Source organism: Niallia yueguangensis, assembly GCF_052663115.1.
In genome coordinates this window covers 107227-133186 of the sequence record NZ_JBQTCX010000007.1, presented here as the reverse complement: position 1 = coordinate 133186, position 25960 = coordinate 107227, and the positions used below count along the sequence as shown (strand labels likewise).

Below are 25960 nucleotides of genomic sequence, written 5' to 3'. Positions count from 1 at the left end.
CAATATTATCGTGAATCTCTTGCCTTATTTTTGAATAGATGAATATGGTCTAGTGCTTTTCCTGTGCCAATTGCCACACAGTCTAACGGATCTTCCGCAATTAATACAGGCATTTTCGTTTCTTCACTAATAATTTTATCAAGATTGCGAAGCAAAGCACCACCGCCAGTTAATACAATTCCTCTATCCATAATATCTGCCGCTAATTCTGGTGGTGTTTTTTCAAGCGTTACTTTCACAGCGTCTACAATCGCAGTAACTGTATCTTTTAATGCTTTCGCAATTTCATCTGCACTGATAGTGATCGTTTTTGGAAGACCTGTTAATAAATCTCTGCCGCGGATATCCATGTTTTCAATTTCTTCGGGATTTCCTGCAGATCCAATTTCCATTTTAATGCTTTCTGATGTACGTTCACCAATCATCAAATTATACGTTTTGCGAATATAATTGACAATTGCATCATCCATTTCATCACCAGCAATTCGGATGGACTGGCTTGTGACAATCCCGCCTAATGAAATGATGGCAACCTCTGTTGTACCTCCACCAATATCAACGACCATACTTCCAGTTGGTTCCCATACAGGAAGATTTGCTCCAATTGCTGCTGCAAACGGTTCTTCAATCGTATAGGCATCACGAGCTCCTGCTTGACGGGTAGCATCAATAACCGCTCTTTCTTCTACCGCTGTTATTCCGGATGGTACACAAACCATTACATATGGCTTCCCAGAAAAATAGCTTTTATTTTTCATTGCTTGTTTAATGTAATATTTCATCATCGTTGCAGTTGTCTCATAATCTGCAATTACTCCATCTTTCATCGGACGAAGCGCAACCACGTTTCCAGGAGTTCTTCCAATCATATTTTTTGCATCATTTCCAACAGCGACAATACTTTTTGTATCTGTCTGAAAGGCTACAACGGAAGGTTCTCTTACGACAATTCCTTTTCCTTTTACATAAACTAATGTATTTGCAGTTCCTAAATCAATTCCAAGATCTCTTGTTCCAATTCCAAACATCGTTGTATCTCCCTTTCTTGAAACTAAATGCTATTATTTACTAGCAGATAGATTTTCCCTCATATCTCAATATATGTGTGTTTTTTTGTCATAAAAAGACATTTTCAGTCAAAAAATCATAAACATTATTATATCCTATAACAAGAAAAATGAACAGTATCATACATATCCTTTTTCCTTTAAACTGACAAATTTATTTTCGCCAATAATCACATGGTCTAATAAATCTATCCCAATAATTTTTCCGCATTCCACTAATCTTTTTGTCACCTCAATATCTTCCCTGCTTGGAGTTGGGTCACCGGACGGATGATTATGCAGACAAATAATAGAAGCAGCAGAGCGTCTAAAAGCCTCCTTAAACACCTCCCTCGGATGTACAATCGATGCATTTAAACTGCCAATAAAGACTGTTTGTTTATGCATGACTTGATTTTTTGTATTTAAGTATAAGCATACAAAATGTTCTTGCGTCAGAAAACGCATTTCATTCATCATGTATTTTGCTGCATCCTCTGGTGAACGAATACAATAACGATCGCTGTATGCTAAATTCGATACTCTTCTTCCTAATTCTATTGCTGCTAAAAGCTGAATGGCTTTAGCAGTTCCAATTCCTTTTAACGTCATTAATTCATCAAGGCTAGCATCTTTTAGCAAACGCAGTCCATCAAAATGGACTAGCAATCTATTTGCTAATGTTAATACAGATTCATTTTTAGAACCTGTCTGTATAAGGAGTGCGATTAGCTCATGATTCGATAAGCTTTCAGGTCCTTGCTTCATAAAACGTTCTCTCGGTCGTTCATCATCAGGAAAGTCACGAATCAATAAAGAATCCATTTACTCTTTTATCCCTCTCTTTCTACTATCTCATGAATAATAGATGGGGGAGATGATAAATGTTAGAAAGGGCTGGAAAATCCAACAGCTTTTAATTCTCGCATCAATCGGGAAACCGGAAGTCCTACTACTGTAAAATAGTCTCCTGTTATTTTTTTCACCAGAATTCTGCCAACTCCTTGAATTCCATACGCTCCCGCTTTATCAAATGGCTCCCCGGTGTCTAGATAACGGTGTATTTCTTCATCTGACAATTCCCAAAATAATACATTTGTTTTTTCGTAAAATTGTGAACTGCTTCCATTAGCAACAATCGCCACACCAGTAAAAACAGAATGAGTCTTTCCTGACAGCTGTTTTAACATGGAAAAGGCTTGTTCACGTGTTTTCGGTTTTCCTAATATATTTCCATCATAAAATACAATCGTGTCAGCACCAATAATAAAAGTATTATTTTTATTGCTAGATATAGCTTCTGCTTTTCTTTTTGCCAAATCCATGACAACTTCTTCTGGTGAGAGTGCATGATCAAAACTTTCATCCACATCACTACTGGAAACTTCAAAAGATAAACGAAGATCTTCAAGGAGTTCTTTTCGTCGAGGAGAAGATGAGGCTAATATGAGGGTTTGCGTTTGCTTCAATTTTTTCCACCTGCCTAGTTTCAATAATATTTGGGAGATACAAGTTAATCGTATCAAAGAATGTCTTAATAGACAATTTAGAACCTAAATTTTTTATGAAATAGTAGATGATATGTAATCTTGTCGAAATTTATCAAAAATTTCCGACAAAAAAGGAGAAACGACTGGCGCTCTCCGAAGAACTTTATATTATTTCCCAGGTAATTGTTGTATTTTTTTTTAAAGTGTCGAATACTCTCCTAAAAACGCCAATAAACTTTTTTGAATGGATTGTAATTCTTCTTTAGAACTGTTTCCTGACAAGGACATTGCATTTGCTAAGCTTGTCGATAATTCTGCTGCCATCGATTTTATTTGTTGATGTTTAAATTCTTTTACTTTTAATTGATTTAATGATGCTTGTTGTTTTTTAAGTTCTTCTTTGACATCGTTTGGAATCGATTGATCAAATTGAGCAGCTGTAACAGCACTTGTCAGCACAGCATATATATCTGGAGAGCGTTCAATAAAGCTTTTTTCATTTTTGCTAATGTCATTTACTTTCCCGCCGCTAAATGTTATTTCTTTTGCAAAAGCAGCGACATTATTTTCCTGTATCTCTTTTTGCATTTTTTTTGCATCATCTATATTGCTTGCTGCCGCTAAATAAATAATCATCTTTCCGTCTATGTCGATTCTCTGGCTAACATATCCTTTTTTTAACAATTGCGATTGTTCCTGGTTGACTGCCTCTGCTTTTGATAAAATGATATGCTGGACCATATAAGTAGAAATTTCTTTTTTTACTGCCACCGTAGTCCTAGTTGTTGTGCCTATTTTATCTGTTGTGTTCGTCTGAAGGGCAGCTGAGGTTGTTGGGGCAGAGGCCTTCTGATCGCTGCTGACGATATTTAATAAAATAAATCCAAAGCCTGTCCCTAAAATAACAGCAAACAGCACCGTAAAAAAGATCGATTGAACCATTCCTTTTGGCAAAGTTTTTTTATTCGTATTTCTCTTGTTTCTATCAAAAAAACTTGCCTTCTTTTTTGTTTCTTGTTCAGGAATTGGCAACTCTGTTATTTCTTCTACTGGTTCATCATTTGGAAGAATCCAATCAAAACTTTCTTCTCCGATTGTCTCACTTCCGGCAGCAATTTCTTCTGTAAAGTTTTTATCCTGACTATCTTTTTTTGCTTCAACAAAAGAGGTTGAATTTTCTTCCTTGTCTTTCCTTTGGAATGAACGTTCTTTACCGTTGATTTTGATCGTAATCGTTTTGCTACGGCTTCCTGAGTTTTCGTTCACTCTTCCTACCCCCATTTTCACTAGTTTTGTCCCATCCTATCATACTAGCAAAAAAAAATAACAAGACTTTTGTCGTCTTGTTATAAAAGTATTTCGTCAAATTTAGTTAGCTTTCTTCACAATTAGACTTGGTTTCAAGTCGCTGTATTCAATCGGAGTTTCAACTTCTTCTTTTGTGCACAAATTCCTTTTAACCCCTTTTACACACACAGCAGTCGCTGTATTATTTTGAATGACTACATAGCTGTTTTTACATATTAACGATATAAAGCAAGGGCAGAAATATCCGCAGAAACCGGTACTAGCTTTTGCCTCTTCTACCAAGTCCGTATAGCTTGAAACCGCATGTTCAGGTGCTGCAAATAATAAAATTTGCTGTTTATTATGCTCCCGTTCTTGTAATAAATAATAATCAAAGACAGGGTCTTCAAAAGGTACATGGATTGATGTGCCGAATTCCATATACAAATACCCTTTTATTTCATCGACGCTTACATCATCAGGAATTGGCATCTTTCGATGACGACGGAAGAATCAGGAACAAGAAAACGCACTTGCTTTTTCGCAATCTTGGATACATTCATCCAATATCATCGACAACGTCTCTACATCTTGAATCGTGCTTTCATGAATCAATCCAACAGAAAGGTAGCGTTCTCCCCAGTTTTGCACGAGAAGATCTTCTGTATGTTTAAGTTCGACAAAACGAATGACATGGTCCTTAATGATTAAGTTGATGACTTTGTTTTTTCCAAAGCTAAATAATGCCATGATCAATACTCGTTCATTATCAATAAAAGAATTGCATATACCAATCTATCAAATCATTGCCATAAAAATAACTTACCAATGTTCCGATTACAATAAAAGGACCAAATGGAATTGGCTTTCTTTTATTCACTTTTCCAAACAGCATGCCAATCAGTCCACCAATAGCTCCAAATAATGTCGATAAGAAAAACGCCGTTAACACAAGCTTTGTACCAACCGCAAAACCAATTACGGCAAATAGTTTTATGTCACCGCCGCCCATTCCGCCTTTACTAACAATGGCTATAAGCAATAATAGGGTAAATCCGACAGCTGCACCTAATAAAGAATCCCACCACGGGGTTAACGGAATGAAGATTCTTTCCACAAGCAATAAACCAGAAAAAAACAACAATACTTTATTAGGGATAATCATATAAGTGATATCGGAAACCGTAATAATCATAAATAATGAAATAAGTGTCCATGCAACAAACAGCTCAGATCTCCAGCCGAGAATAAGAGGACATAACACAAACAGAACACCTGTCAAAAGCTCGAATATAGGATATAAAGGGGAAACAGATGCCTTGCAGCACCTGCATTTCCCCCTTAATAACATATAGCTTAAAACTGGTATCAATTCTGCCAGCGACAATGTATGCCCACAGCTTGTACAATGAGATCTAGGCCTTATAATCGATTGCTTATTAGGCACCCTCAGCCCGACTACGTTGTAGAAAGAGCCAAGGGTGATTCCGTATAGGAAGATTAGTATCTCAATTGCCTGATTGTGAGAACCTTCTTTAAATATCATGTCCTTAATAGCTTTATTAGAGAGACCATAATCATTGGGAAATGCCGTACTCGCAAGTTTTTTATTGGTTGCTTGATCTCGGTTCTCTATCATCCCTGTTGAGTCACCTATATATTTATTCACTTGTGCTTCTTTTAATTGAACAGTCATATTTATAGCCTGAGTCGAAGCAGGTATACTTGTTGTATTGGTTCCTGGAAAACGTGAATCTGTATACTTTAATTCTGCTCTTGGCATGGTTACATTATAAACAGCATACTCGACTTTCAATGGCACTTTCACAGGAACATCATTAGTTGAAAACCTTCCATTTGCATAATTGATTGTATTATTCGGCGGTGTAATAATCACATAATATTTACCGTCTCTCTTCTCCTCGACAGCATTGGAAGTATTTCCCGCGAATCTTACACCGTTCGGAAGCTGCTGTTCAATTACTAAGTTCTTCAACTGTCCGCTTTCTTTATCATTTACAAGATTTGTAGGTTTTAAGGAATAATTCACATTAAAATAATTTGTCTCGTCTGTTGAACCGCTTGGTTTAACAATCACGCTTTGAGCCGGCGTCACCGTAAAACTTACAGCAAGAGCAGTTGCTGCTGCACTAGTAGTCGTCGGGACCATTACCATTAATAACACAAAAAACACGATATATTTACTAGAAAAAGAATTTTTCCTCATTGTGTTCACTCCAATTACATTACAAATCCCCTAAATAATCTGCTATCAACTTCATTATATCAAGCACTTTTTTACTATGATAGTTTTTTCTGCTCTTATTATGAATCTAAAGACCTCATAAAAAAAGAACTTCACATATCGAAGTTCAAAATTTTACTTACCGTATATAACTCGCAACCCGATTTCTACCTTCTCGTTTTGCGCCTACATAAAGGGCTCTGTCTGCGTGTCTAATTAATGCTAATGGCTCATCTGCATCGTGTGGGGCAATGGCAAGTCCTAATGACGCTGTTATGTGGACCTGTTTTTGCTTTTCGTGCATATTCTGTTTTATTGTAAACGACCTTGCTTCAATACTTTTTCTAATAAATTCTGCTAAATTCCATGCATCTTTTGCGTCTGTATTGGTTAATAAAACAATAAATTCTTCCCCGTCATATCTAGCAACAATTCCATTTTCTCCGATTATATTTTGAAGCCTCTCAGAAAACTCTATTAATATTTCGTTCCCAGCTTGGTGTCCGTATGTATCGTTAACCGATTTAAAATAGTCAATATCTAACATGATCAACCCGATATTATTAATTTGCTGCTTATTCAGTTCTATAAATTTTTCTGCTAAAATCTGATCAAAAAAACGGTAGTTATACAATTTCGTCAGTGCACAGCGTTCACTGTGTTCTTTCGTTTTTTCAAAAAATTTCGCGTTTTCAAAAGCTACGGCAAACTGAGTGCAAAGTAGATCTAGAATCATTAATCTTACATGAGCAAATGCTTTTTTCTTTTTGCTTCCTAATAATAAAGTACCAATTACCTGGCTGTTTTTTACTAAAGGCATACATAATACACTTTCCATATCAGCTGAGATTGGGGTATAGCCTTTATTAATAGGCTGCCAGTCCGTTTTCTTATGATAAATAACCATTTCTTTCGACGCTAATACGTTCCCGCATATTCCTTCATTTTCCTTTAGTCTCCATGTCCGTAATGGCATTTGCTTATTCTCTTCCACTCTTGCAATCATTTTAAGTTCGTTATTTCCAGTCACTTCGAGAATAAAAATAACATCGACTTTCAGCAGATCAAATAATGTTGCAGTAAAAAAATCGACTACTTCTTTTGCATATAAATTTTGCGATAATTGATGGCCAATCTCGGCAATTTTTTTTAAATAATAATTAATTGATTCGCTAGAGTGATATAATCGTAAAATAATAGAAAGACAAATAAACGGGATTCCTATTAAAATAAGGGCCATTAAACCAATATCCTCATACATAATATATAAGGCAATGCCTGCAGGATACGTAATAACTGTTGCAATAAACTCCCACACTAAATCACGGGTCATAAACTTTTCCTTATTTTGGTAAACAAAACGACTAATCATAAAAATCAACAAAGTATTAAGCACAAAATAAAGAAACGGATAAAGAATAACTAACGAAAGTGACTGTATATCTAATAAAATATTAGCAGCATGTTTACCACCTAAACCGTAATAAATAAAGCCACTGCATACTGAAACAACGAGGAACATCATGGAGTTCAATGGAAAAAGATATAATCCTTTTTTGCTTACCTTCGTCTGCAAAAGTACAACAACTAAAGCAATCTGTACAAGCATTGTCTCGACAAACAAACCAAAGATTAAAAAAACAGAAAGGCTAGCCCATTGCAAAAAGAAAACAGGACGCCCATTTATGATCATTGGCATCGATGCAACAATAGACATAAAAAACAAAAATACTGCAACATGCCAATTACGCTCTGCTAGGGTAGGCGGAAAATTATGATAGATATACCACAATCCAACAGGAAAAACAATACTCCAAATCGTCCAAATTACTACTTTGACAGAGGAATTAACCACAAATCTCACCTAATTTCCACGATGATATATTACTATAGTTTTTCAGAAACATTATTTTCATCATTTATTATGACAAAAGTAATGATTCCAAATTATCCATACTTTTCACCTATTATTATAATACTAACCCTTTCTGTCCTAATAATCTATCGTTTTTTTCTCGTTTTTAGGTAATTTTTGTACAAAATTCCATTATTTTTTGTATCCTAAATCACTAGATAACATATCCATTTTACAGATAGAGCTACTTTTTATCAGCCCTTTTGGAGAAGGGGATGGGCTCCACTTGTTTTAGTTTTGATGTTAAAAATAGAATGCGTCTTTAGTTTTTTTTAATAAATATTTGTATGGAATGGCTTCGCTCTCCCCTTATGAGACTCTATAATAAAAAGTCTCATTTCCATATCGAGTTATAGGTGAAAACCTATGCTCGTTTTTTATTGCTTAAAGAATGCTTTTACTTCCGATAAAAAGTAAAGGGAGCCTGTTATTACTAACATGTCATTATCTTCCATTTTTTCAATTTGCTCGTTTATTGCATGCTTCCAATCGTCTTGATAAGATTTTTGCGGATGACTGCTTTCCTGATAAAGGTCATAACTTGAAGCAGCTCGTGGAAAATCAAATGAAACAAACACTATTTTATTTGCGATTTCATCTAGGCTTTGAATCATTTTATCTGTTTTTTTATCGGAAAGTGCTGTGAAAACGATTGTCTTTTTTCGATTGGCAAATCTTTTTGTTAATTCCTTTGATAATGCTTGTACTCCTTCTTCATTATGAGCACCATCCAAAACAATAAGAGGCTGATCGGCAATTATTTCAAAACGGCCCGGCCATTTTGCCTCCAGTAAGCCAGTTCGAATCGATTCTTCTTTTATTTCTGGAAAAGTTGCCTTTTTTAATAAAATTGCTGCCATTATCGCTAAAGAAGCATTTTCTATTTGATGGACACCCATCATATTAATACATAAATCATGCATATTTTCTACAGCTGTTTTAAAAGAGAAACTTTCTCCTTTATCAATGGATTGGTGATTTTCGAGGATAAAATGTTTCGTTAATAAATAAACCGGCGCCTTCTCCTCATCGGCTTTTTTCAAAATAACTTCTTGAGCTTCCTTTTGTTTCACAGCAGTAATAATCGGGGTATCCTTTTTTATTATTCCTGCTTTTTCATAGGCGATTTCTGCGTATGTGTTTCCTAAAATAGCAGTATGATCTAACCCGATGCTTGTAATAATGGATAAAAGCGGTGAAATTACATTAGTTGAATCAAATCGACCGCCTAAACCTACTTCATAAATAACGAGATCTACTGGATGAACATAAGCGAAATAATACAAAGACATAGCTGTTATAATTTCAAACTCTGATGGTCCGCCTTGGTCTGATTGATCCATTTCTGCCACAATAGGATACAACTTATTTGCTAAATCTTTAATTTCTCCGTCACTGATCGGGATGCCATTTACGCTGATTCTTTCATTAAATTGTTCGATATATGGAGAAGTAAACGTTCCAACGGAAAGGCCCGCACTTTGTAATATACAGCGCAAGTAGGTGACTGTTGATCCTTTGCCATTTGTTCCACCTATGTGGACTGTTTTTATTTTTTTTTCCGGAAAATTCAATTTCTCCATCATGATGTTCATTCTTGTTAAACCGGGCTTTATTCCTAATCGTAATCGAGAATGGATCCAATTTAATGCTTCCTCATATGTTTGGAACATCTAATTCACCTGCTTTTCTTATTAATTGTTGCTTTCATAAACCGAAGACGAACCCTAATCGGATTCGCCTCCTTAAAAAGCTAATAATTAAGCTTCTCCTTTTAATTCTTTAATGCGCGCTTCCACTGTCGCTCTTTTTTCTAAATAATCTTGTTCTTTTGCTTTTTCTTCGTTGATTACTTTTTCAGGAGCTTTTTTCACAAAGCCTTCGTTGCTTAATTTCTTTTGAACACGTTCTACTTCTTTATTCCATTTATCCAATTCTTTTGAAAGTCGTGCGATTTCTTCTTTCATATTAATTAATCCTTCTAATGGAAGAATAATTTCTGCACCGGTTACAACAGAAGTCATCGCCTTATCAGGAATCGCTAGTTCTGTCGCAATTTCCAGCGTTTCAGGATTACAGAAACGTTCAATATATGCTTTATTCTCTTCTAACGTGCTTTGAACCTCTGCATCTTTTGCTTTTAAAAGAATGCTGATTTTTTTGCTCATTGGTGTATTTACTTCGGCACGGCTGTTACGTACAGAGCGGATGATTTCTACTAATAGTTTCATATCGTTTGCAGCTTTTTCATCTGTCCAGTCTGGATTTACTTCTGGCCATTTTGCTTCTGTAATCGTTTCACCAGCATGAGGAAGGTTCTGCCAGATTTCTTCTGTTATAAACGGCATAAACGGATGCAATAAACGCATCGTGTTATCTAATACATAGGCAAGGATGGAGCGAGTTGTCAATTTCGCTGCTTCATCTTCTCCATATAAAGGAAGCTTCGCCATTTCAATATACCAGTCACAGAAATCATCCCAGATGAAGTTATAAAGCACACGGCCAACTTCTCCAAATTCATAACGATCGGAAAGTCTTGTCACTGTTTCGATTGTTTCATTTAGTCTTGTTAAAATCCATTTATCTGCAACAGATTTTTCTCCAGATAAATCTATTTCTTCATATTTTAAGCCATTCATATTCATTAAAGCAAAACGAGATGCGTTCCAGATTTTATTTGCAAAGTTCCAAGTAGATTCTACTTTTTCCATGCTGAAACGCAAATCCTGACCTGGAGAGCTTCCTGTTGATAAGAAGAAGCGAAGGGAATCGGCGCCATATTGAGCAATTACATCCATTGGATCAACACCATTGCCTAATGATTTACTCATTTTGCGGCCTTGTTCATCACGAACTAAACCATGAATTAAGACATCTTTAAATGGTCTTTCTTCCGTAAATTCGATTCCTTGGAAAATCATGCGGGATACCCAGAAAAAGATAATATCATAACCAGTTACTAGTGCTGCTGTTGGATAATAGCGTTTGAAATCTGCTGCTTCTGCATGTGGCCAGCCCATTGTAGAAAACGGCCATAATGCCGAACTGAACCATGTATCCAATACATCTTTGTCCTGCTCCCAGTTTTCGATATCTTCCGGTGCTTCCTGGTTAACATATACTTCGCCTGTTTCTTTATGATACCAAGCAGGAATTCGATGCCCCCACCAAAGCTGACGAGAGATACACCAATCGCGGATGTTTTCCATCCAGCGCAAATACGTATTTTCAAATCTCTCTGGAACAAAGTTGACTTTTTCTTCTTCTTTGCCTTGAAGGGCAACAGATGCATCTGCCAACGGCTGCATTTTTACAAACCATTGGGTAGAAAGATATGGTTCTACAACGGCACCGCTTCTTTCTGAATGTCCAACAGAATGCATATGTTCTTCGATTTTAAATAATACGTCTGCTTCTTGTAAGTCTTTTACGATTTGTTTGCGACATTCAAAACGATCCATTCCTTCGTATTTGCCTGCACGCTCATTCATCGTACCGTCTTCATTCATCACAAGAATTCGTTCTAGGTTATGGCGGTTACCAACTTCAAAGTCGTTTGGATCATGTGCAGGCGTCATTTTTACTGCACCAGAACCAAAGTCCATTTCTACATAGTCATCAGCCACAATCGGAATTTCTCTTCCCACAATCGGTAAAATTACCTTTTTGCCGATTAAATGCTGATAGCGTTCATCTTTAGGATGTACGGCAACTCCAGAATCTCCAAGCATCGTTTCTGGACGAGTCGTTGCTACTTCAATATAGCCAGATCCGTCTGCCAACGGATACTTCATATGATAGAAAGCACCTTGAACATCTTTATATATTACTTCGATGTCAGAAAGAGCTGTTTTTGTCGATGGATCCCAGTTGATAATATATTCGCCGCGATAGATCAACCCTTTTTTGTATAAAGAAACAAATACTTCGCGAACTGCTTTTGACAAGCCTTCATCTAAAGTAAAACGCTCTCTAGAATAATCTAAGCCTAATCCTAATTTCGCCCACTGTTCACGAATATGGCTTGCATATTCTTCTTTCCATTTCCAAGTTTCTTCTACAAACTTTTCTCTTCCAAGGTCATATCGGCTAATATTTTGACTGCGAAGCTTTTCTTCTACCTTTGCCTGCGTCGCAATTCCAGCATGGTCCATGCCAGGCAGCCATAATACATCGTATCCTTGCATACGTTTCATTCTTGTTAAAATATCTTGCAGCGTCGTATCCCAAGCGTGTCCTAAATGAAGTTTTCCTGTTACATTCGGAGGAGGAATTACAATTGTATAAGGCTCTTTCCCTTCATCCGGTTTTGCTTCAAAAAACTTGCCGTTTACCCACCAATCGTAGCGCCCTTTTTCTATTTCCTTCGGGTCGTATTTTGTCGGCATTGTAAGATCATTTGTTTCCATTTAATTTCCTCCTGCTATCTATTTTTCCTTTTCTAAAGGGATTTTTTGCAAATAAAAAAACTCCAAACGTCATAAAAGGACGAATGGAGTTTTTTTCGCGGTACCACCTTTTTTCCAATAAAAATCATTGGCTCTTTAAAGATGATATCGGATTCTCTCCGTCTCTCACTAATAAGGTTTACCGTTCGCAAAAGAAGCTCTAGGGCTACTTCAAATGGGTTGAATAGAAATCTTTCAGCAGCTGATTTCCTCTCTGCAAAACAACTTACCATTGTACTACTCCCTGTCATCGCTATTTTCATTATGTATATATGATATACTACCGAACAAAAGTGATTTTCGTCAATAAGGTTACCCATTATTTTTTAAAATTATACAAGTATTTTTTTATAAAATAATATGTCTGTTTTTTAAAAGGTGTGAATTATTTCGTGGAAACAATTTTGCGTTTTTCAAAATGTCCATTCCATATGGGGAACTCATTGTTTTAGTAGGTACTTTATGGGCTATCTGTACATATACTATGTGTAAAGAGGGTTAAGGAGGTATCATTTTTATGAAGCGAAAGTTTAATCCCTATTCTATGCCGCCATGGTTAAGAGCGGTTCGGAATGGCTGTTCAAAGTTTATTATTCCCTTTTGTATATTTCAGGCAATCCGCACGATGCTATTGCCAACCACATTTGACGTATTATTTCTTTCTCTTCTAATTGTGCTTGCATTATCCATATACCTAGACATAATTTAAGACCCAAGCTGCTTCAATCTCAGGCTGTCGACAAACGCTCGATTTCTTCGTTGTTCGCCTTGCTCGGATGCTCATTACTGGGTAACAGAGGATGAACGACTAAGTACGTCACGTCCTGTGACAACGTCGTTCTGACCAACATCCTGTTGCCCGCCGCTCCTCCCAAGGCTTCACGCCTCGAAATACAAACGTTTTCGATCAGCCTAAAGTTCCTGCACATATATAATTTTTCTATACTCTGAGACCCAAGATGATCTTAATCTTGGGTCTCTTTCTGCGCCTCTTGCTGCGCTTTTTTTTGCTTCTCGATTTCTTCTATTCTCATCACAATATATTCTGTATTTTTTAACAGCCAATAATTTTTCAACAGCTTTTGCACAAATTTTCGTTCGTTGGCAATGAAATCTTCTTGTATATATCGTTCACATATTTTTATGACAGGGCCTGGGTGGGCTAAATAACTTAAAAACAATAACATTTCATCCGAACGCAGCGGGTAATAGTTAAAATACGTATACAACCAATCCATACTGTCTTCATTTTGTTTTGGAGTTGTTTTTAATGAGCGGGCTAAAAATGGCAATAAGTCATGACTAGGGGAACCATATTTAGCATTTTCAAAATTAACAAAATAGCCATATCCTCGGTCATCATAAAGGAAATGCTCTGGAGAGATTTTGCCGTGAATAATCGAAACCCTTGCTTTTTCATCTTCTTTTGTTTGTTCATACCAATCTTTTAATTTATTTTCTGAGTATTTTAATGCTTGCCTAATATCATGATAATACATACAAAACATGAGCTCAAAAGGGGACATATATTCCGTATTTTCACACTGCTCAATAAATCCATCCAAAAATTCCTGTTCCTTCTCCAGCTCTAATAACGTATTTTCATAGTGTTCTTGTCTGTCTTCCTTTTCAATCGTTACTTCCTTCGATGATAAAATATGAAGTCTTGCTAATTCCCGAAACATTTGCTGATGTTTTTTGAAATAATTTTCTCGATCTTCATTCGGGAGCCAGGGCATTAAATAATACAGCTTTTGCTCATAGAGTATCGCATATCTTCCATCGACCGTTGGATAGATCGGAACAATACGATTGTATCCTTTTTGATAAAGGGTTCGGACATGCCTGATAAAATCAGATCCTTTATGTGGATCAATCCCCTTTAAAGCAAAGGTTCCTTTACTGCAGTAGATTTTTGTAAGATGGCCAAATTCCTCCACAAAATGTGGTTCCACTGCGTAAGGCTTTAAAATCGGGGTATATTTTTTTATTGTGTTTTTTTCACTCATACTTTCCCACTCTTTCTTAAAACAAAAACAAATTCCATCTTTTGAAAAAAGAAAACAGTCAAGCAGGGATGATGACCGTACTTGCCTGTTCCTTTTTCTTACCTATCTGCTTATTTAACAGGGATATATAACACCTGTCCTTCGTATATATCCTGATTTGCTTCCATACGGTTTTCTTTTAAAATACTATGAACTTGAATATTATAGCGTTCACTTAATTTCTCTAATGTTTCGCCTTGCTGCACAATGCAAACCTTTATTTTCGTATGTGTTTCTTCCTCTTTTCTTGCAAAAAATTCGGTAAATGTTAATGTTTTTGTTTTTTTGAAAATACCTTTTTTCTTTTTCAATTCTTTGTCATCACTAGAAGAAGATTCTTCAATCTCTTCTTCTGCTTCCATCACATCTTGTTCTTGCTCATAAGAAGATTCAGAAGATTCTTGTGGCGGCTTTTGAAAAACATCTTCAGCTTGGTATGTTTCTTTGTTATTTCGAAATATAGCCACTTTCATGTCTTGTTCCTCTACATTGTCTTTGTATGTTGGAATATCTTCTTTTTCTTTGTTTTCTTCCGAAACAAATGGGACAATATTATTTTCTGCCGATCCAACCTCCATTTCGGGAGACTTTCGTACTTCCACTTCAAATGGTTCATATACTTCATTGTCATCTTCAGCTTCTTCGTTTGAAGTTCGAACTTCTTCTAAAAGAGGACTCACTGCTTGAAAAGGGCTTACCGTGATTTCAACAGGTTCTTCTTCATATTGGTTATCTTCTAGTTCCACTGTATCTTCCAGCCCTCTAAAAGCAAATTCTTCTTCTACTTCTTGCTCTTCCCTATCTTGTTCGTGAAAAGCAAATTCTTCTTCCCCTTCTTGCTCTCTAAAAGCAAGGTCTAATTCGTCCTCTTCCACCTCCTCCTCTTGAAACTCTTGCTGCTCACCATTTGTCAATCCTGCAATCGATAAATCGGCTGATAAATTTAAGCAGCTGCTTTCAGGAAATACATAATCAAATGTTTCAATTTCTACCTCAATATCATCTATACTAGTAATTCTTGAAATCGGAATCGTTATATCAACAGGAAAATGGTGTAAAAACTCACAAACCCCTTCCTCTCTTTCCATAACGGAATGAATTAATTTAGGAGCCTTAAAAACCTCCTCTTCCTCTAGTTGATTTTCTTGTGACCGCGTGTATTCTCCCGTTAATTCTAATGAACCTTGAATCGTAATATACTGATCATTTTCTTGAATTGTTATATTTGGGTCAAGTGAAATGGAAAGCAGATCAGCTACTTCCTGTCCTCTTTGAAACCAGACTGACTCTTCCAATGAAAACCGCAAAGTAGACGAATTTTCTTGAGACAAAGCGACTCCTCCTTTCATTCCTTTCACGTTTATCACTATGTCAATTACAATTTATGAATAGAATATTCAATTTATGATTAGAATCTGGTTCAAAACAATTGTTTCTTTTACAAAATTAAAGATATCTAGAAACAGCCTGTCTTCTAATTTCCATTTTCTGTTTTTGTCCGGCGGGTTTCCTCTTTCGTCCGGCGAATTTACTCCTTCGTCCGGCGAGTTTCCCTCTCCGTCCGACGAGTTTCCTTCTTCGTCCGGCCGCCCCCCGTTCACGCCATCCTTTTTCTCTAAAAAAAATAACTCCAAAAGTTTCTACAAACTTTGGAGTCATCTTTACATTACTTTATTTTATTTTTTCAACTGAGAAAATGCTGTTTCTGCAGCTGTAATTGTTTTTTCAATATCTTCATCCGTTAATGTAGTCGATAAAAATAATCCTTCAAATTGGCTAGGCGGCAGGAATACGCCTTGCTCAAGCATTGCATTATAAAAGTCAGCGAAATAGTCTAAATTGGACGTTTTTGCACTATCATAATCTTTTACTTCCTCATTTGTGAAAAAGAAGCCAATCATGGAGCCAGCACGATTAATCGTAAATGGAATATCGTATTTTTTGGCTGCTTCATATAAGCCTGCTTCTAGCTTGTCTGCTTTTTCGATAAACGTTTGATACGTTTCTTTTGTTAGTTGGGATAACGTTTCATAACCTGCTGTCATAGCCAGCGGATTACCAGAAAGCGTACCTGCTTGATAGATCGGACCACTCGGCGCAATTTGATTCATAATTTCTGCTTTTCCGCCATATGCCCCAACTGGCAGTCCTCCTCCGATTACTTTTCCTAAGCAAGTTAAATCAGGCGTAATGCCAAAATAGCTTTGAGCACAGCCATAATCTACACGGAAGCCAGTCATTACTTCATCAAATATTAACAAGGCACCATATTGTGTCGTAATATCTCGAAGTCCTTGCAGAAATCCTGGTTGAGGCGGTACTACACCCATATTTCCAGCAACAGGCTCGACAATAATACCTGCAATATCTTCGCCATATGTTTCAAAAGCATATCTGATACTTTCCAAATCATTGTACGCTACCGTAATCGTATTTGCGGCAACTCCTTCTGGCACACCAGGACTGTCCGGCAATCCTAATGTAGCAACACCTGAACCTGCTTTAATTAATAAGGAATCACCATGTCCATGGTAGCAGCCTTCAAATTTAATAATCTTATTTCGACCTGTATACCCGCGTGCTAAACGAATGGCACTCATCGTTGCTTCTGTTCCAGAGGATACCATGCGAATAATTTCGATCGATGGAACACGCTCTTTTACAAGGGTAGCAAGCTTGTTTTCAATTAATGTAGGCGCACCAAAGCTTGTTCCTAGCTCCGCTACTTCTTTAATACCTGCCACTACTTGATCATTCGCATGTCCTAAAATTAATGGTCCCCATGACAGCACATAATCAATATATTCATTGCCATCTAAATCGTAAATTTTAGAGCCTTTTCCTGACTGTATAAATACCGGATCTCTTTTAACCGATTTAAACGCTCGAACTGGGCTGTTAACACCACCTGGCATTAACTGGACCGCTTCTTTAAATGCTTCTTCTGACTTTTGATATGAACGCATATTTTCCCCTCATTTCCTATTGTTCTTTTAACCAGCGTGCTGCATCTTTCGCAAAGTAGGTAATAATTAAATCCGCACCTGCTCGTTTCATGCCGACAAGCATTTCCATTACTGTTTTCTGTTCATCAATCCAGCCGTTTTGTGCTGCAGCTTTTACCATGCTGTATTCACCGCTTACGTTGTAAATAACAATCGGAAGATGAAGTGCATTTTTCATATCGCGAACAATATCCAAATATGGCATACCAGGTTTTACAATAAGAAAATCTGCCCCTTCTGCCACATCCGATTCTGCTTCTCTTAACGCCTCTAAACGGTTGGCAGGGTCCATTTGATAGGCTTTTCGATCCCCAAATTGCGGTGTACTGTCTGCTGCCTCACGGAATGGACCGTAAAAAGCAGAAGAATATTTCACCCCATATGACATGATTGGTATATTGATGAAACCTGCTTTATCCAATCCTTGTCTTATTGCTGCAACAAAACCATCCATCATATTAGATGGTGCAATAATATCTGCACCTGCTTCTGCTTGACTGACAGCAGATTTTACAAGCAATTCGAGTGATTCATCGTTTAATACGTATCCTTCTTCGACGATGCCGCAATGCCCATGGCTTGTGTATTCGCATAAACAAGTATCGGCAATGACTACGATTTCTGGATAGTTCTTCTTTATGAATCGAATAGCTTCTTGTACAATCCCATGATCATGAAAAGCTTGCGTACCGCATTCGTCTTTTTCTAAAGGAATGCCAAATAATAAGACAGACTTAATTCCAAGTGCTTGCACTTCATCCATCTCTTCTGCTAAACGGTCTAAAGAAAGATTATATATTCCCGGCATCGAAGATATTTCTCGTTTAATATTCTCTCCTTCTGCGACAAAGATTGGATAAATTAAATCATCAATATGTAAATATGTTTCTCGTACAAGTGCTCTCATACTTGCAGATTGTCTTAGTCTGCGGTGACGTGTAAATTCCAAAGTCATATGAATTCTCCTCTATCTACTTATTTTTAAATATTGAACTAATTCTGCTATCATGCTATCGACGGTAAACACTTCCGGTAAAACATCAACTTTTATCTCATAGTAGTCTAACCTTTTTTTTGTAACAGGACCAATGCAAACAACTGTGCAATCACTTATTTTTTTTAGCAAATCATATTTTTCCACAACAGACATAAAATGATCAACTGTTGACGTACTTGTAAAAAAAAGAATGTCCAATTCTTTTTCCAATAGCTTTTTTGCCAACAGCTCTTCACTTTCTTTTGGAAAATACGTGTTGTACACAATTGCCTCTTCTATTGTAGCATTACATTTTTTTAAATTGGTACTAAGATAATCTCTTGCTAAGTTCCCTTTTACAATCAATATTTTTTCATTATTATGTAATAACGGCTTAAATTCTTCAACAAATGTTTCCGCAACGTATTCACTTGGAATAAACTCTGGTTGATATCCGAATGTTAACAGCGTTTTCGTTGTTTTTTCTCCGATCACCGCTATTTTTGGAACTTTATTCTCAAAGCCATCTAGTTGATGAAAAAAAGCCCGCACTCCGTTGCTGCTTGTAAATATAATCCAATCATAATAATCTTCCTTTTTACACTTTGATAACATGTCTGCAGGAAGCGGACATTCTCTAAAAGATAATAAAGGAATTTCAACTGGGATCCCGCCTAGTGCAGTAACCTCTTCAGAAAGTGAGGCTGCTTGTTTTTTTGACCGTGGAATCAGAATTTTTTTCCCAAGGAGCGGATCAGCCATCAATAATATGCTCCTCTTTTAACTGATCGATTAATTTCTTCGCCCCTTTTTTTGTTAAGATGGATGCAGCACGCTCTCCTACTTCGACTGGATTATTTCCACTTATTTTTTCTTTATAAACCGTTTTTCCATCTGGAGAGGTAACAAGCGCTGTTAAAACAACTTCTTTATCGTCTTGTATTTCAGCAAACCCTGCAATCGGAACTTGGCATCCACCATCCATTTTATTTAAAAATGCTCTTTCCGCATAAACAGTTCTTGTTGTTTCTTCACTTGATAGTTTACTTAATAATTCTAATACTTCTTTATCATCTTCCCTGCACTCAATTGCCAGTGCCCCTTGCCCTACAGCAGGAAGACAAACTTCCGGTTCAAGAAATTCTGTTACAACATCACTTGTCCAGCCCATTCTCGCTAATCCGGCAGCAGCCAATATAATGGCATCATAATCTTCTGTTTCCAGCTTTTTCAGGCGGGTATCAATATTGCCACGAATCCATTTAATTTCTAAATCCGGTCGTTCCGCTAGAAGTTGAGCTCCCCTTCTTAAACTGCTTGTTCCAACAATCGCTCCTTTTTTTAACTCTTTTAAAGGCGTATGATTTTTGCTGATTAATGCGTCTCGATGATCTTCTCTTTGCGGAATGCAGCCTATGATTAACCCACTCGGTAAAACAGCTGGCATATCCTTCATGCTATGTACCGCAATATCAATTTCTTTATTTAGCATTGCTTGTTCGATTTCTTTGACAAACAGACCTTTTCCGCCAACTTTTGACAGCGTTACATCTAAAATAACGTCTCCTTTTGTAACCACTTCTTTGACTTCAAAGTTAAAAGAGGAATCTAGTTTTTTTAATTGCTCGATCACCCAATTTGTTTGCGTTACTGCGAGCTTGCTTCTTCTTGAACCAACAATTATTTTTCTCATAAAACCCCTCCAAAAATTAGTTTAAACCTTCTAAAGCTGAACGTTCCCTTTTATATAACATTTATTTTTTGGGTTACCTTGAAAATAAGCTCTGTTGAAAAGGGTTTTCTGAAGCTTATCGCTCGCTTTCCGCGGGGCGAGCGCCAAGCCTCCTCGTCACTTTGCTCCTGCGGGGTCTCGCCTTTCTCGCTAATCCCACAGGAGTCGAGCGAACGCTTCTCCAAACCAACATCATTCTTAACTCTAACTCCTCATACCTTCACGCTGAATACACTTCTTATTTTCATCCCGCAGGAGTATCACGCCTTCCGCTCCAATCAACAATTAGCTTTAACACAGCCATTTTTTTAAAAGTGAAAAGAAGAAAAATTTCCAATTAAAAAGAAATTAATCAAGACGATTAAAAAACTAGCAATATTTAATAAAGCGATATTTTTCCCTCTTCTTTTGTTAGAAACACGTAAGTACAAATAGGTGCTATATGTTAATAATACAATAAATGATCCAATTATTTTCGGATCATACCAAGTAAAATAAGGTTTTTGAATGATTGCCCATTGAATGCCAAGAATTAATGCAATTAAAAGGATCGGAACACTTATGACATTTAACACATAAGAAATTTGCTCCAGCTTTGCTAAATCAGGAATTCTTTTTAATCTTTTTCCCCAGCGCTTTTTTTTGAGAAGATCATATTGAAGGCAATATAACAGCGAAAAAATAAACGAAAGTGAAAAAGCTCCATAAGATAAAATAGCGGCAGTAATATGAATAAAAAGCAGTTCAGAAACGGCTTGTTCCGCAAGTCCTTCCCCTTGCTCCCGAATAGGGGCAAAAGAGTGGATGGCCATCATAATAAAACCTAATAAATTCGTAAAAAAAACAAAAAAGTCTACCTTCAATAAGCGGTTTATCGCAAGTGATAAGGAAATTAATACCCACGTATAAAAATATAATCCTTCCATAATGGTCAGCACAGGAAATCTTCCCGTTTCCATCATGTATAATCCCAGTAAAGAAGTTTGTAACACCCAAACAAATGAAAGTAACCAGAAAGCTGTTTTATTTGCTTTCTGGTTATTATGCATATAATCAAAAAAATAAAACAAAACAGAAAATGCATATAAAATAATCATTAATTCATGAAGCCTTGTCATGTACATATCCTGCATATATGCTTCCCCTCTAACAATCCAATTCCTATTAAATCGGAATAACATGAAAACTATTTTGTACAATAATTATAAATTTTTAGGGTTGTAATGTTGCTTGATAAGAAGTCGTGTAAACTTCTTTTTCTTTTTTAGTCGGCTGCTGCTTGTCCAGCCTATCTTGCAACTGAAAGATTTTGATAAATAACTCCAATGAGTTTTCTGCATCTTTTGTTGAAGCCAATTCCTTCACTTGCAGAATCGGATCTTTTAACAGCTGATTAATAATACTTTTTGTATGCTTATTTAATACTTTCTTATCTCGTTCGCTAAGATGCGGCAGTTTTCTTTCTATACTTTTCATCGTTTCAGATTGAATAGAAATTGCTTTTTCGCGTAAAGAAGATATAACAGGGACAATTCCTAATAAATGCAGCCATTGATTAAATTCTACTATTTCTTCTTCAATCATCAGCATGGCTTTTGCTGCTTCCTTTTGTCTTTCTTGCAGATTAGCTTCCACGATGCCTTCTAAATCATCTATATCATAAAGAAAAACACTTTCCAGTTCAGCTAATGCAGGGTCTAAGTCCCTTGGAACCGCAATATCCACCATAAAAAGAGGCATTCCTTTACGGACTTTTTCAATATTTTGCATCATCGTTTTTGTAATAACAAAATTTTTAGCCCCTGTTGAACTAATTAAAATATCAGCATCCATTAAAGCACACTGCAGCTCATTAAACGGCTTTGCCTTTCCTTCAAATCGATCAGCCAATCCTTGGGCTTTTTCAAAAGTACGATTGATCACCGTAACATTTTTAGCCCCATTGCTATATAAGTTTTGAATTGCTAGTTCGCCCATTTTTCCAGCGCCTAAAATAAGGACATTTTTATTTTCGATTGTTCCAAAAATCTTTTTCGCCAGTTCCACAGCCGCATAACTAATTGAAACGGCATTTCCGCCGATTTCCGTTTCAGTATGGGCTTTTTTTGCTAATGTAATTGCTTGTTTAAAGAGTTGATTAAAAACCGTACCGACAGCTTTAATTTTCTGTGCTTCAAAAAAACTATCTCGTACTTGGCCAAGTATTTGTGTTTCTCCTACGACCATAGAGTTTAATCCGCATGCCACTTCAAACAAATGGTTGATTGCACCGTCTTGCTCATAAACAAATAAATATGGAACAAATTCTTTTTGCTCTATTCCAAACCATTCTGATAAAAACTCTTTTATATAATAGCGACCGGTATGCAGCTGGTCGACCACAGCGTATATTTCTGTTCTATTGCATGTTGAAACAATCACATTCTCTAATACACTTTTTTTATGCTGCAACTGATTCATTGCTTCCCCGATGCTTAATGAATCAAAAGTTAAACGCTCACGTATTTCTACTGGGGCAGTTTTATAATTAAGACCAACAACAATTATATGCATAAGTTAAATAGCACCCCTAACATTTCGAATAAACAGAAGCTTATTTATAATAATTCTAAATATAGATTTATCATAACAGATTTTCTTCACAAATGTATAAAAAACAATCGCCTATTTGTGAACAAAATGTGAAATTCAAAAAACAATCGCTATTTATCATTTTACCATAACATGCACCAATCTGCCGTATCGACTTTTTTCCATTTGCTCTTTTCGTACAGATTATTGTTATATAACCCGCAGCCTGAATACACTTCGCTTTCCGCGGACGAGTGCCGAGCCTCCTCGTCGCTATGCTCCTGTGGGGTCTCGTCTTTCTCGCTTTTCCCACAGGAGTCTACGTGTATTCAGGCTGCTCAGTGCTTCAATCATGTTTATTGTTTTATTCAAAAACATTAAACTTTTAGAAAACAGCCTTTCCATTAATTATGATCATTCATTTACTCGCTTATTATCTCTTAATTGGAACTATTTTACTCATGATAATTTAATCGTATTAAACTGTCTTTGGAAATCTTGCTATCTTATTTTTTTATCCATTTCATTCTTTACTAATATGTTAAACAGATATTCGCTGGGCGTAGGAAAATGTCGACTGACGTGTATAAGAATTCCTTGGTTTAAAGCATTGTGAATGGATGAAAATTTTATATAATTTTCCTAATACTAGATTGCAAATTTCATCATATCCAAATAAAATGGTTAAGTTAGTTATATGACTTATTTAGGAGTGTACGTAATGAAAAATAACTATATGAAAACAGCCTCTGGACTGTACATTAATTATTTTATTCTCGGTATGGTGAATATCATGCTTGCATCGAATATGCCTTATTTAACAAAACAATTAAATACAGACAGTGCAGGGATCAGTTACCTTATTTCAGCAATAGGGATTGGTAAATTATTTACTTATTCACTTTCAGGAATCTTGTCTGACAAATTCGGAAGAAAACCACTGATTTTATTTTCAGCGTTAGCAATGGGGATTTTTCTTGTCGGGATTCCATTAGCGCCGTCTTATCAAATCGCTTTTCTGTTTGCTATTCTTGCCGGAATTGCTAATTCAGCGATGGATGCAGGGACTTATCCAGCACTGATCGAAATTTTTCCGAAATCGACTGGGTCTGCTAGTGTATTGGTAAAGGCATTTATGTCTGCAGGAGCAGCTCTACTCCCATTGATGATTGCATTTTTTGCTAATCAAGATATGTTTTATGGCTATTCCTTTTTTATTCCAGCAGCGATTTATTTTCTTAATATGATGTTCTTATTTACGATGTCATTTCCTCATCATAAAATGGAAAACAACAGCATCTCGGAAGATGATTCTGCAAATAGGAAATTTCACTCAAAACCGCAATTTTGGAAAGAGGGACTTGCTCTTATCATCATGGGGTTCACATCCACTTCCCTTTTTACTGTTGCGCAAATTTGGCTGCCAACCTTTGGACAAAAAGTGCTCGGACTGTCTAGTACAAGCTCCGTTAAATTATTAAGCTATTATAGCATCGGTGCCTTAATTTCTGTTTTAGCATTGTCCATTTTGTTAAAAAAAGCAATCCGACCAATCCATGTCGTTGTCATCTATCCAATCATTACCTTTTTGTCCGTAATGGTTTTATTAACATTAAAATCACCTAGCATAGCGATCATTGCTTCTTTCTTTTTAGGTTTTTCTACAGCAGGTGTTTTTCAGTTAACAATAGCCATTATGACCGAATTATTCTGGGAAAGAAAAGGGACGGTTACGGGATTAGTCGCGACGGCTGCAGGTTTTGCTTCTGTACTATTGCCAATTGCAACTGGGTTAATGTCGAAAACCGGACATATATCCATTATCTTTATTTTTGATGCTGCAATTTCTTTAATAGGACTTACAGCAGCAGCCTTTGTAAACTTCAGATATAGAAAGATTGTAAAAGAGGATTTGGGCAAAAAAGTAAGTTATTCTGCATCATAGTTAGAATAGCGGAAGCGCCTTGAACAGCCCCGAAGAAAAATGTTCTATTGGCTCAAAAGTGTCTTTTACTTTTAGATACAAGAGGTTATCTTCCGCTAGAGGATATTACAAAATTACAGGTCTAAGTACAAAAAAAATACGAAAATTACTATAATAGTGTACGTAATTATAAAAGCTTTGCAATAAATAATGCAAAGCTTTTTATTATTGGCTGTTTTCTCAAAGTTTGTTGTTTTTTACGTAAAAAAATGGGAGAAAAAGTACTCAGCAGCCTGAATACACGTAGACTCCTGTGAGAATGCGAGAAAGACGAGACCCCCTCGCAGGAGCGTATGCGACGAGGAGGCTCGACGCTCGCCCACGGAAAGCGAAGTGTATTCAGGCTGCGAGTTTAAAAGCAACAATCTATAGCCTTATTATTATTATCGTTTTTTTTGAAATCGTTAAATATATGGTTCTGGTTTAAAAACTTTTATTAAAGGCACCACCTTACGTAGAAATAATTCCTTTTTCAATCCCCTTAACTACTGCCCCGACTCTCGTTTGCACATCAAGCTTTCTGAAAATGGAAGTCAAGTGATGTTCAACTGTGCGTTTGCTTATGTATAACATTTGAGCAATATCTTCATTCGTCTTTTCTTGGGCAATAAACAACAGAACCTTCACTTCAGTCTCACTCAACACTTTTTCGTTATTTACCTTTAGCAAATCAAAGGGTATAAGAACATTATTTAATGTAACTTGTTTTATAACGGATAGAAGCTGTTCATCAGAAGATTCTTTAGGCAAAAAAGCATGTACACCAATATCTAGAGCATTTTTATGATATTCTTCTGTATAAAAGCCAGAAATTAAGATGATTTTGATCTTATTGCCAAACTTTCTCTTTAATTCTTTGGCCAGAATCAGACCATTCATTTGTTTCATACGAACATCAGAGACAACAACATCACATTTCGTGTGGTCAATGTTCATTAAGGCTTCTAAAGGATCAGAAAAGGAATCAACAATTTCCACCATTTCACTATTATTCAAAACATTTGATAAGCTTGACAGCAACATCTTGTGATCATCTACAAGAATAATCTTGATTTTATTCTTCATGCACATTCACCACCTTTTGGGAAAATGGAATATTAATCATCGCTCTTGTTCCCACTCCATTTCTACTCACGATCTTCAAGCTTCCACCATACATGTCGGCTTGTTTTTTAATAGAATGCAAACCGATGCTTTTGCTACTATCAAC

21 protein-coding genes and 1 other annotated feature are annotated in these 25960 nt (G+C 36.4%); of the genes, 2 read left to right on the top strand and 19 right to left on the bottom strand.

The window, feature by feature from the left end; genetic code table 11:
- Positions 1 to 5 precede the first annotated feature (5 nt).
- The 10 genes from ACTYA4_RS08760 to ACTYA4_RS08715 form a co-directional block, all read right to left on the bottom strand.
- Positions 6 to 1028: a rod shape-determining protein gene (locus tag ACTYA4_RS08760; protein ID WP_443480730.1), complete on the bottom strand. Its 1023-nt coding sequence runs from the start codon at positions 1026 to 1028 to the stop codon at positions 6 to 8.
- 159 nt (positions 1029 to 1187) lie between these two features.
- Positions 1188 to 1871: a RadC family protein gene (radC, locus tag ACTYA4_RS08755; protein ID WP_443480729.1), complete on the bottom strand. Its 684-nt coding sequence runs from the start codon at positions 1869 to 1871 to the stop codon at positions 1188 to 1190.
- Between the two features lie 62 nt (positions 1872 to 1933).
- Positions 1934 to 2515, bottom strand: a complete 582-nt coding sequence (locus tag ACTYA4_RS08750; protein ID WP_443480728.1) for a Maf family protein — start codon at positions 2513 to 2515, stop codon at positions 1934 to 1936.
- A 219-nt stretch (positions 2516 to 2734) separates the two neighbouring features.
- The gene (locus ACTYA4_RS08745; RefSeq protein WP_443480727.1) at positions 2735 to 3802 is read right to left on the bottom strand and encodes a hypothetical protein; all 1068 of its coding nucleotides are present in this window, start codon (positions 3800 to 3802) and stop codon (positions 2735 to 2737) included.
- Between the two features lie 102 nt (positions 3803 to 3904).
- Positions 3905 to 4264: a hypothetical protein gene (locus tag ACTYA4_RS08740; RefSeq protein ID WP_443480726.1), complete on the bottom strand. Its 360-nt coding sequence runs from the start codon at positions 4262 to 4264 to the stop codon at positions 3905 to 3907.
- Positions 4265 to 4336: 72 nt separating this feature from the next.
- The gene (locus ACTYA4_RS08735; protein WP_443480725.1) at positions 4337 to 4573 is read right to left on the bottom strand and encodes a hypothetical protein; all 237 of its coding nucleotides are present in this window, start codon (positions 4571 to 4573) and stop codon (positions 4337 to 4339) included.
- A gap of 19 nt (positions 4574 to 4592) precedes the next feature.
- A complete protein-coding gene (locus tag ACTYA4_RS08730; protein WP_443480808.1) occupies positions 4593 to 5369 on the bottom strand; it encodes a prepilin peptidase in 777 nt (258 codons plus the stop codon).
- Positions 5370 to 6207: 838 nt separating this feature from the next.
- The gene (locus ACTYA4_RS08725; RefSeq protein WP_443480724.1) at positions 6208 to 7923 is read right to left on the bottom strand and encodes a sensor domain-containing diguanylate cyclase; all 1716 of its coding nucleotides are present in this window, start codon (positions 7921 to 7923) and stop codon (positions 6208 to 6210) included.
- 437 nt (positions 7924 to 8360) lie between these two features.
- The gene (locus ACTYA4_RS08720; RefSeq protein WP_443480723.1) at positions 8361 to 9656 is read right to left on the bottom strand and encodes a bifunctional folylpolyglutamate synthase/dihydrofolate synthase; all 1296 of its coding nucleotides are present in this window, start codon (positions 9654 to 9656) and stop codon (positions 8361 to 8363) included.
- A gap of 87 nt (positions 9657 to 9743) precedes the next feature.
- Positions 9744 to 12395 carry a valine--tRNA ligase gene (locus tag ACTYA4_RS08715; protein ID WP_443480722.1) on the bottom strand — a complete coding sequence of 884 codons (2652 nt, stop codon included), beginning with the start codon at positions 12393 to 12395 and terminating at the stop codon, positions 9744 to 9746.
- Between the two features lie 72 nt (positions 12396 to 12467).
- Positions 12468 to 12694, bottom strand: a binding site (T-box leader).
- A gap of 257 nt (positions 12695 to 12951) precedes the next feature.
- Here ACTYA4_RS08715 and ACTYA4_RS08710 point away from each other — a divergent pair.
- Complete coding sequence (locus ACTYA4_RS08710) at positions 12952 to 13143, top strand: YszA family small membrane protein (RefSeq protein WP_443480721.1); 192 nt, start codon at positions 12952 to 12954, stop codon at positions 13141 to 13143.
- 256 nt (positions 13144 to 13399) lie between these two features.
- Here the strand turns inward: ACTYA4_RS08710 and ysxE are convergent, their stop codons facing one another.
- From ysxE to hemA, 8 genes are all read right to left on the bottom strand, one after another.
- Positions 13400 to 14443 (bottom strand): spore coat protein YsxE, encoded by a 1044-nt coding sequence (ysxE, locus tag ACTYA4_RS08705; protein WP_443480720.1) that lies wholly within the window; start codon positions 14441 to 14443, stop codon positions 13400 to 13402.
- A 110-nt stretch (positions 14444 to 14553) separates the two neighbouring features.
- Complete coding sequence (locus tag ACTYA4_RS08700) at positions 14554 to 15813, bottom strand: LysM peptidoglycan-binding domain-containing protein (RefSeq protein ID WP_443480719.1); 1260 nt, start codon at positions 15811 to 15813, stop codon at positions 14554 to 14556.
- Between the two features lie 345 nt (positions 15814 to 16158).
- Positions 16159 to 17448, bottom strand: a complete 1290-nt coding sequence (gene hemL, locus ACTYA4_RS08695) for a glutamate-1-semialdehyde 2,1-aminomutase (RefSeq protein ID WP_443480718.1) — start codon at positions 17446 to 17448, stop codon at positions 16159 to 16161.
- A gap of 16 nt (positions 17449 to 17464) precedes the next feature.
- The gene (hemB, locus tag ACTYA4_RS08690; RefSeq protein WP_443480717.1) at positions 17465 to 18442 is read right to left on the bottom strand and encodes a porphobilinogen synthase; all 978 of its coding nucleotides are present in this window, start codon (positions 18440 to 18442) and stop codon (positions 17465 to 17467) included.
- 12 nt (positions 18443 to 18454) lie between these two features.
- Positions 18455 to 19225, bottom strand: a complete 771-nt coding sequence (locus ACTYA4_RS08685) for a uroporphyrinogen-III synthase (protein ID WP_443480716.1) — start codon at positions 19223 to 19225, stop codon at positions 18455 to 18457.
- Positions 19218 to 20156 carry a hydroxymethylbilane synthase gene (gene hemC / locus ACTYA4_RS08680; RefSeq protein ID WP_443480715.1) on the bottom strand — a complete coding sequence of 313 codons (939 nt, stop codon included), beginning with the start codon at positions 20154 to 20156 and terminating at the stop codon, positions 19218 to 19220. The genes ACTYA4_RS08685 and hemC overlap by 8 nt, the downstream gene beginning before the upstream one ends.
- A 347-nt stretch (positions 20157 to 20503) precedes the next feature.
- Complete coding sequence (locus tag ACTYA4_RS08675; protein WP_443480714.1) at positions 20504 to 21328, bottom strand: cytochrome c biogenesis protein; 825 nt, start codon at positions 21326 to 21328, stop codon at positions 20504 to 20506.
- 79 nt (positions 21329 to 21407) lie between these two features.
- Positions 21408 to 22748 (bottom strand): glutamyl-tRNA reductase, encoded by a 1341-nt coding sequence (gene hemA, locus ACTYA4_RS08670; protein WP_443480713.1) that lies wholly within the window; start codon positions 22746 to 22748, stop codon positions 21408 to 21410.
- A 739-nt stretch (positions 22749 to 23487) separates the two neighbouring features.
- On the opposite strand from hemA, the gene ACTYA4_RS08665 reads away from it, so the two are divergent.
- Positions 23488 to 24711: an MFS transporter gene (locus ACTYA4_RS08665; protein WP_443480712.1), complete on the top strand. Its 1224-nt coding sequence runs from the start codon at positions 23488 to 23490 to the stop codon at positions 24709 to 24711.
- 489 nt (positions 24712 to 25200) lie between these two features.
- Here ACTYA4_RS08665 and ACTYA4_RS08660 read toward each other — a convergent pair whose 3' ends face one another.
- The gene (locus tag ACTYA4_RS08660) at positions 25201 to 25815 is read right to left on the bottom strand and encodes a response regulator (RefSeq protein ID WP_443480711.1); all 615 of its coding nucleotides are present in this window, start codon (positions 25813 to 25815) and stop codon (positions 25201 to 25203) included.
- Between the last annotated feature and the right edge of the window lie 145 nt (positions 25816 to 25960).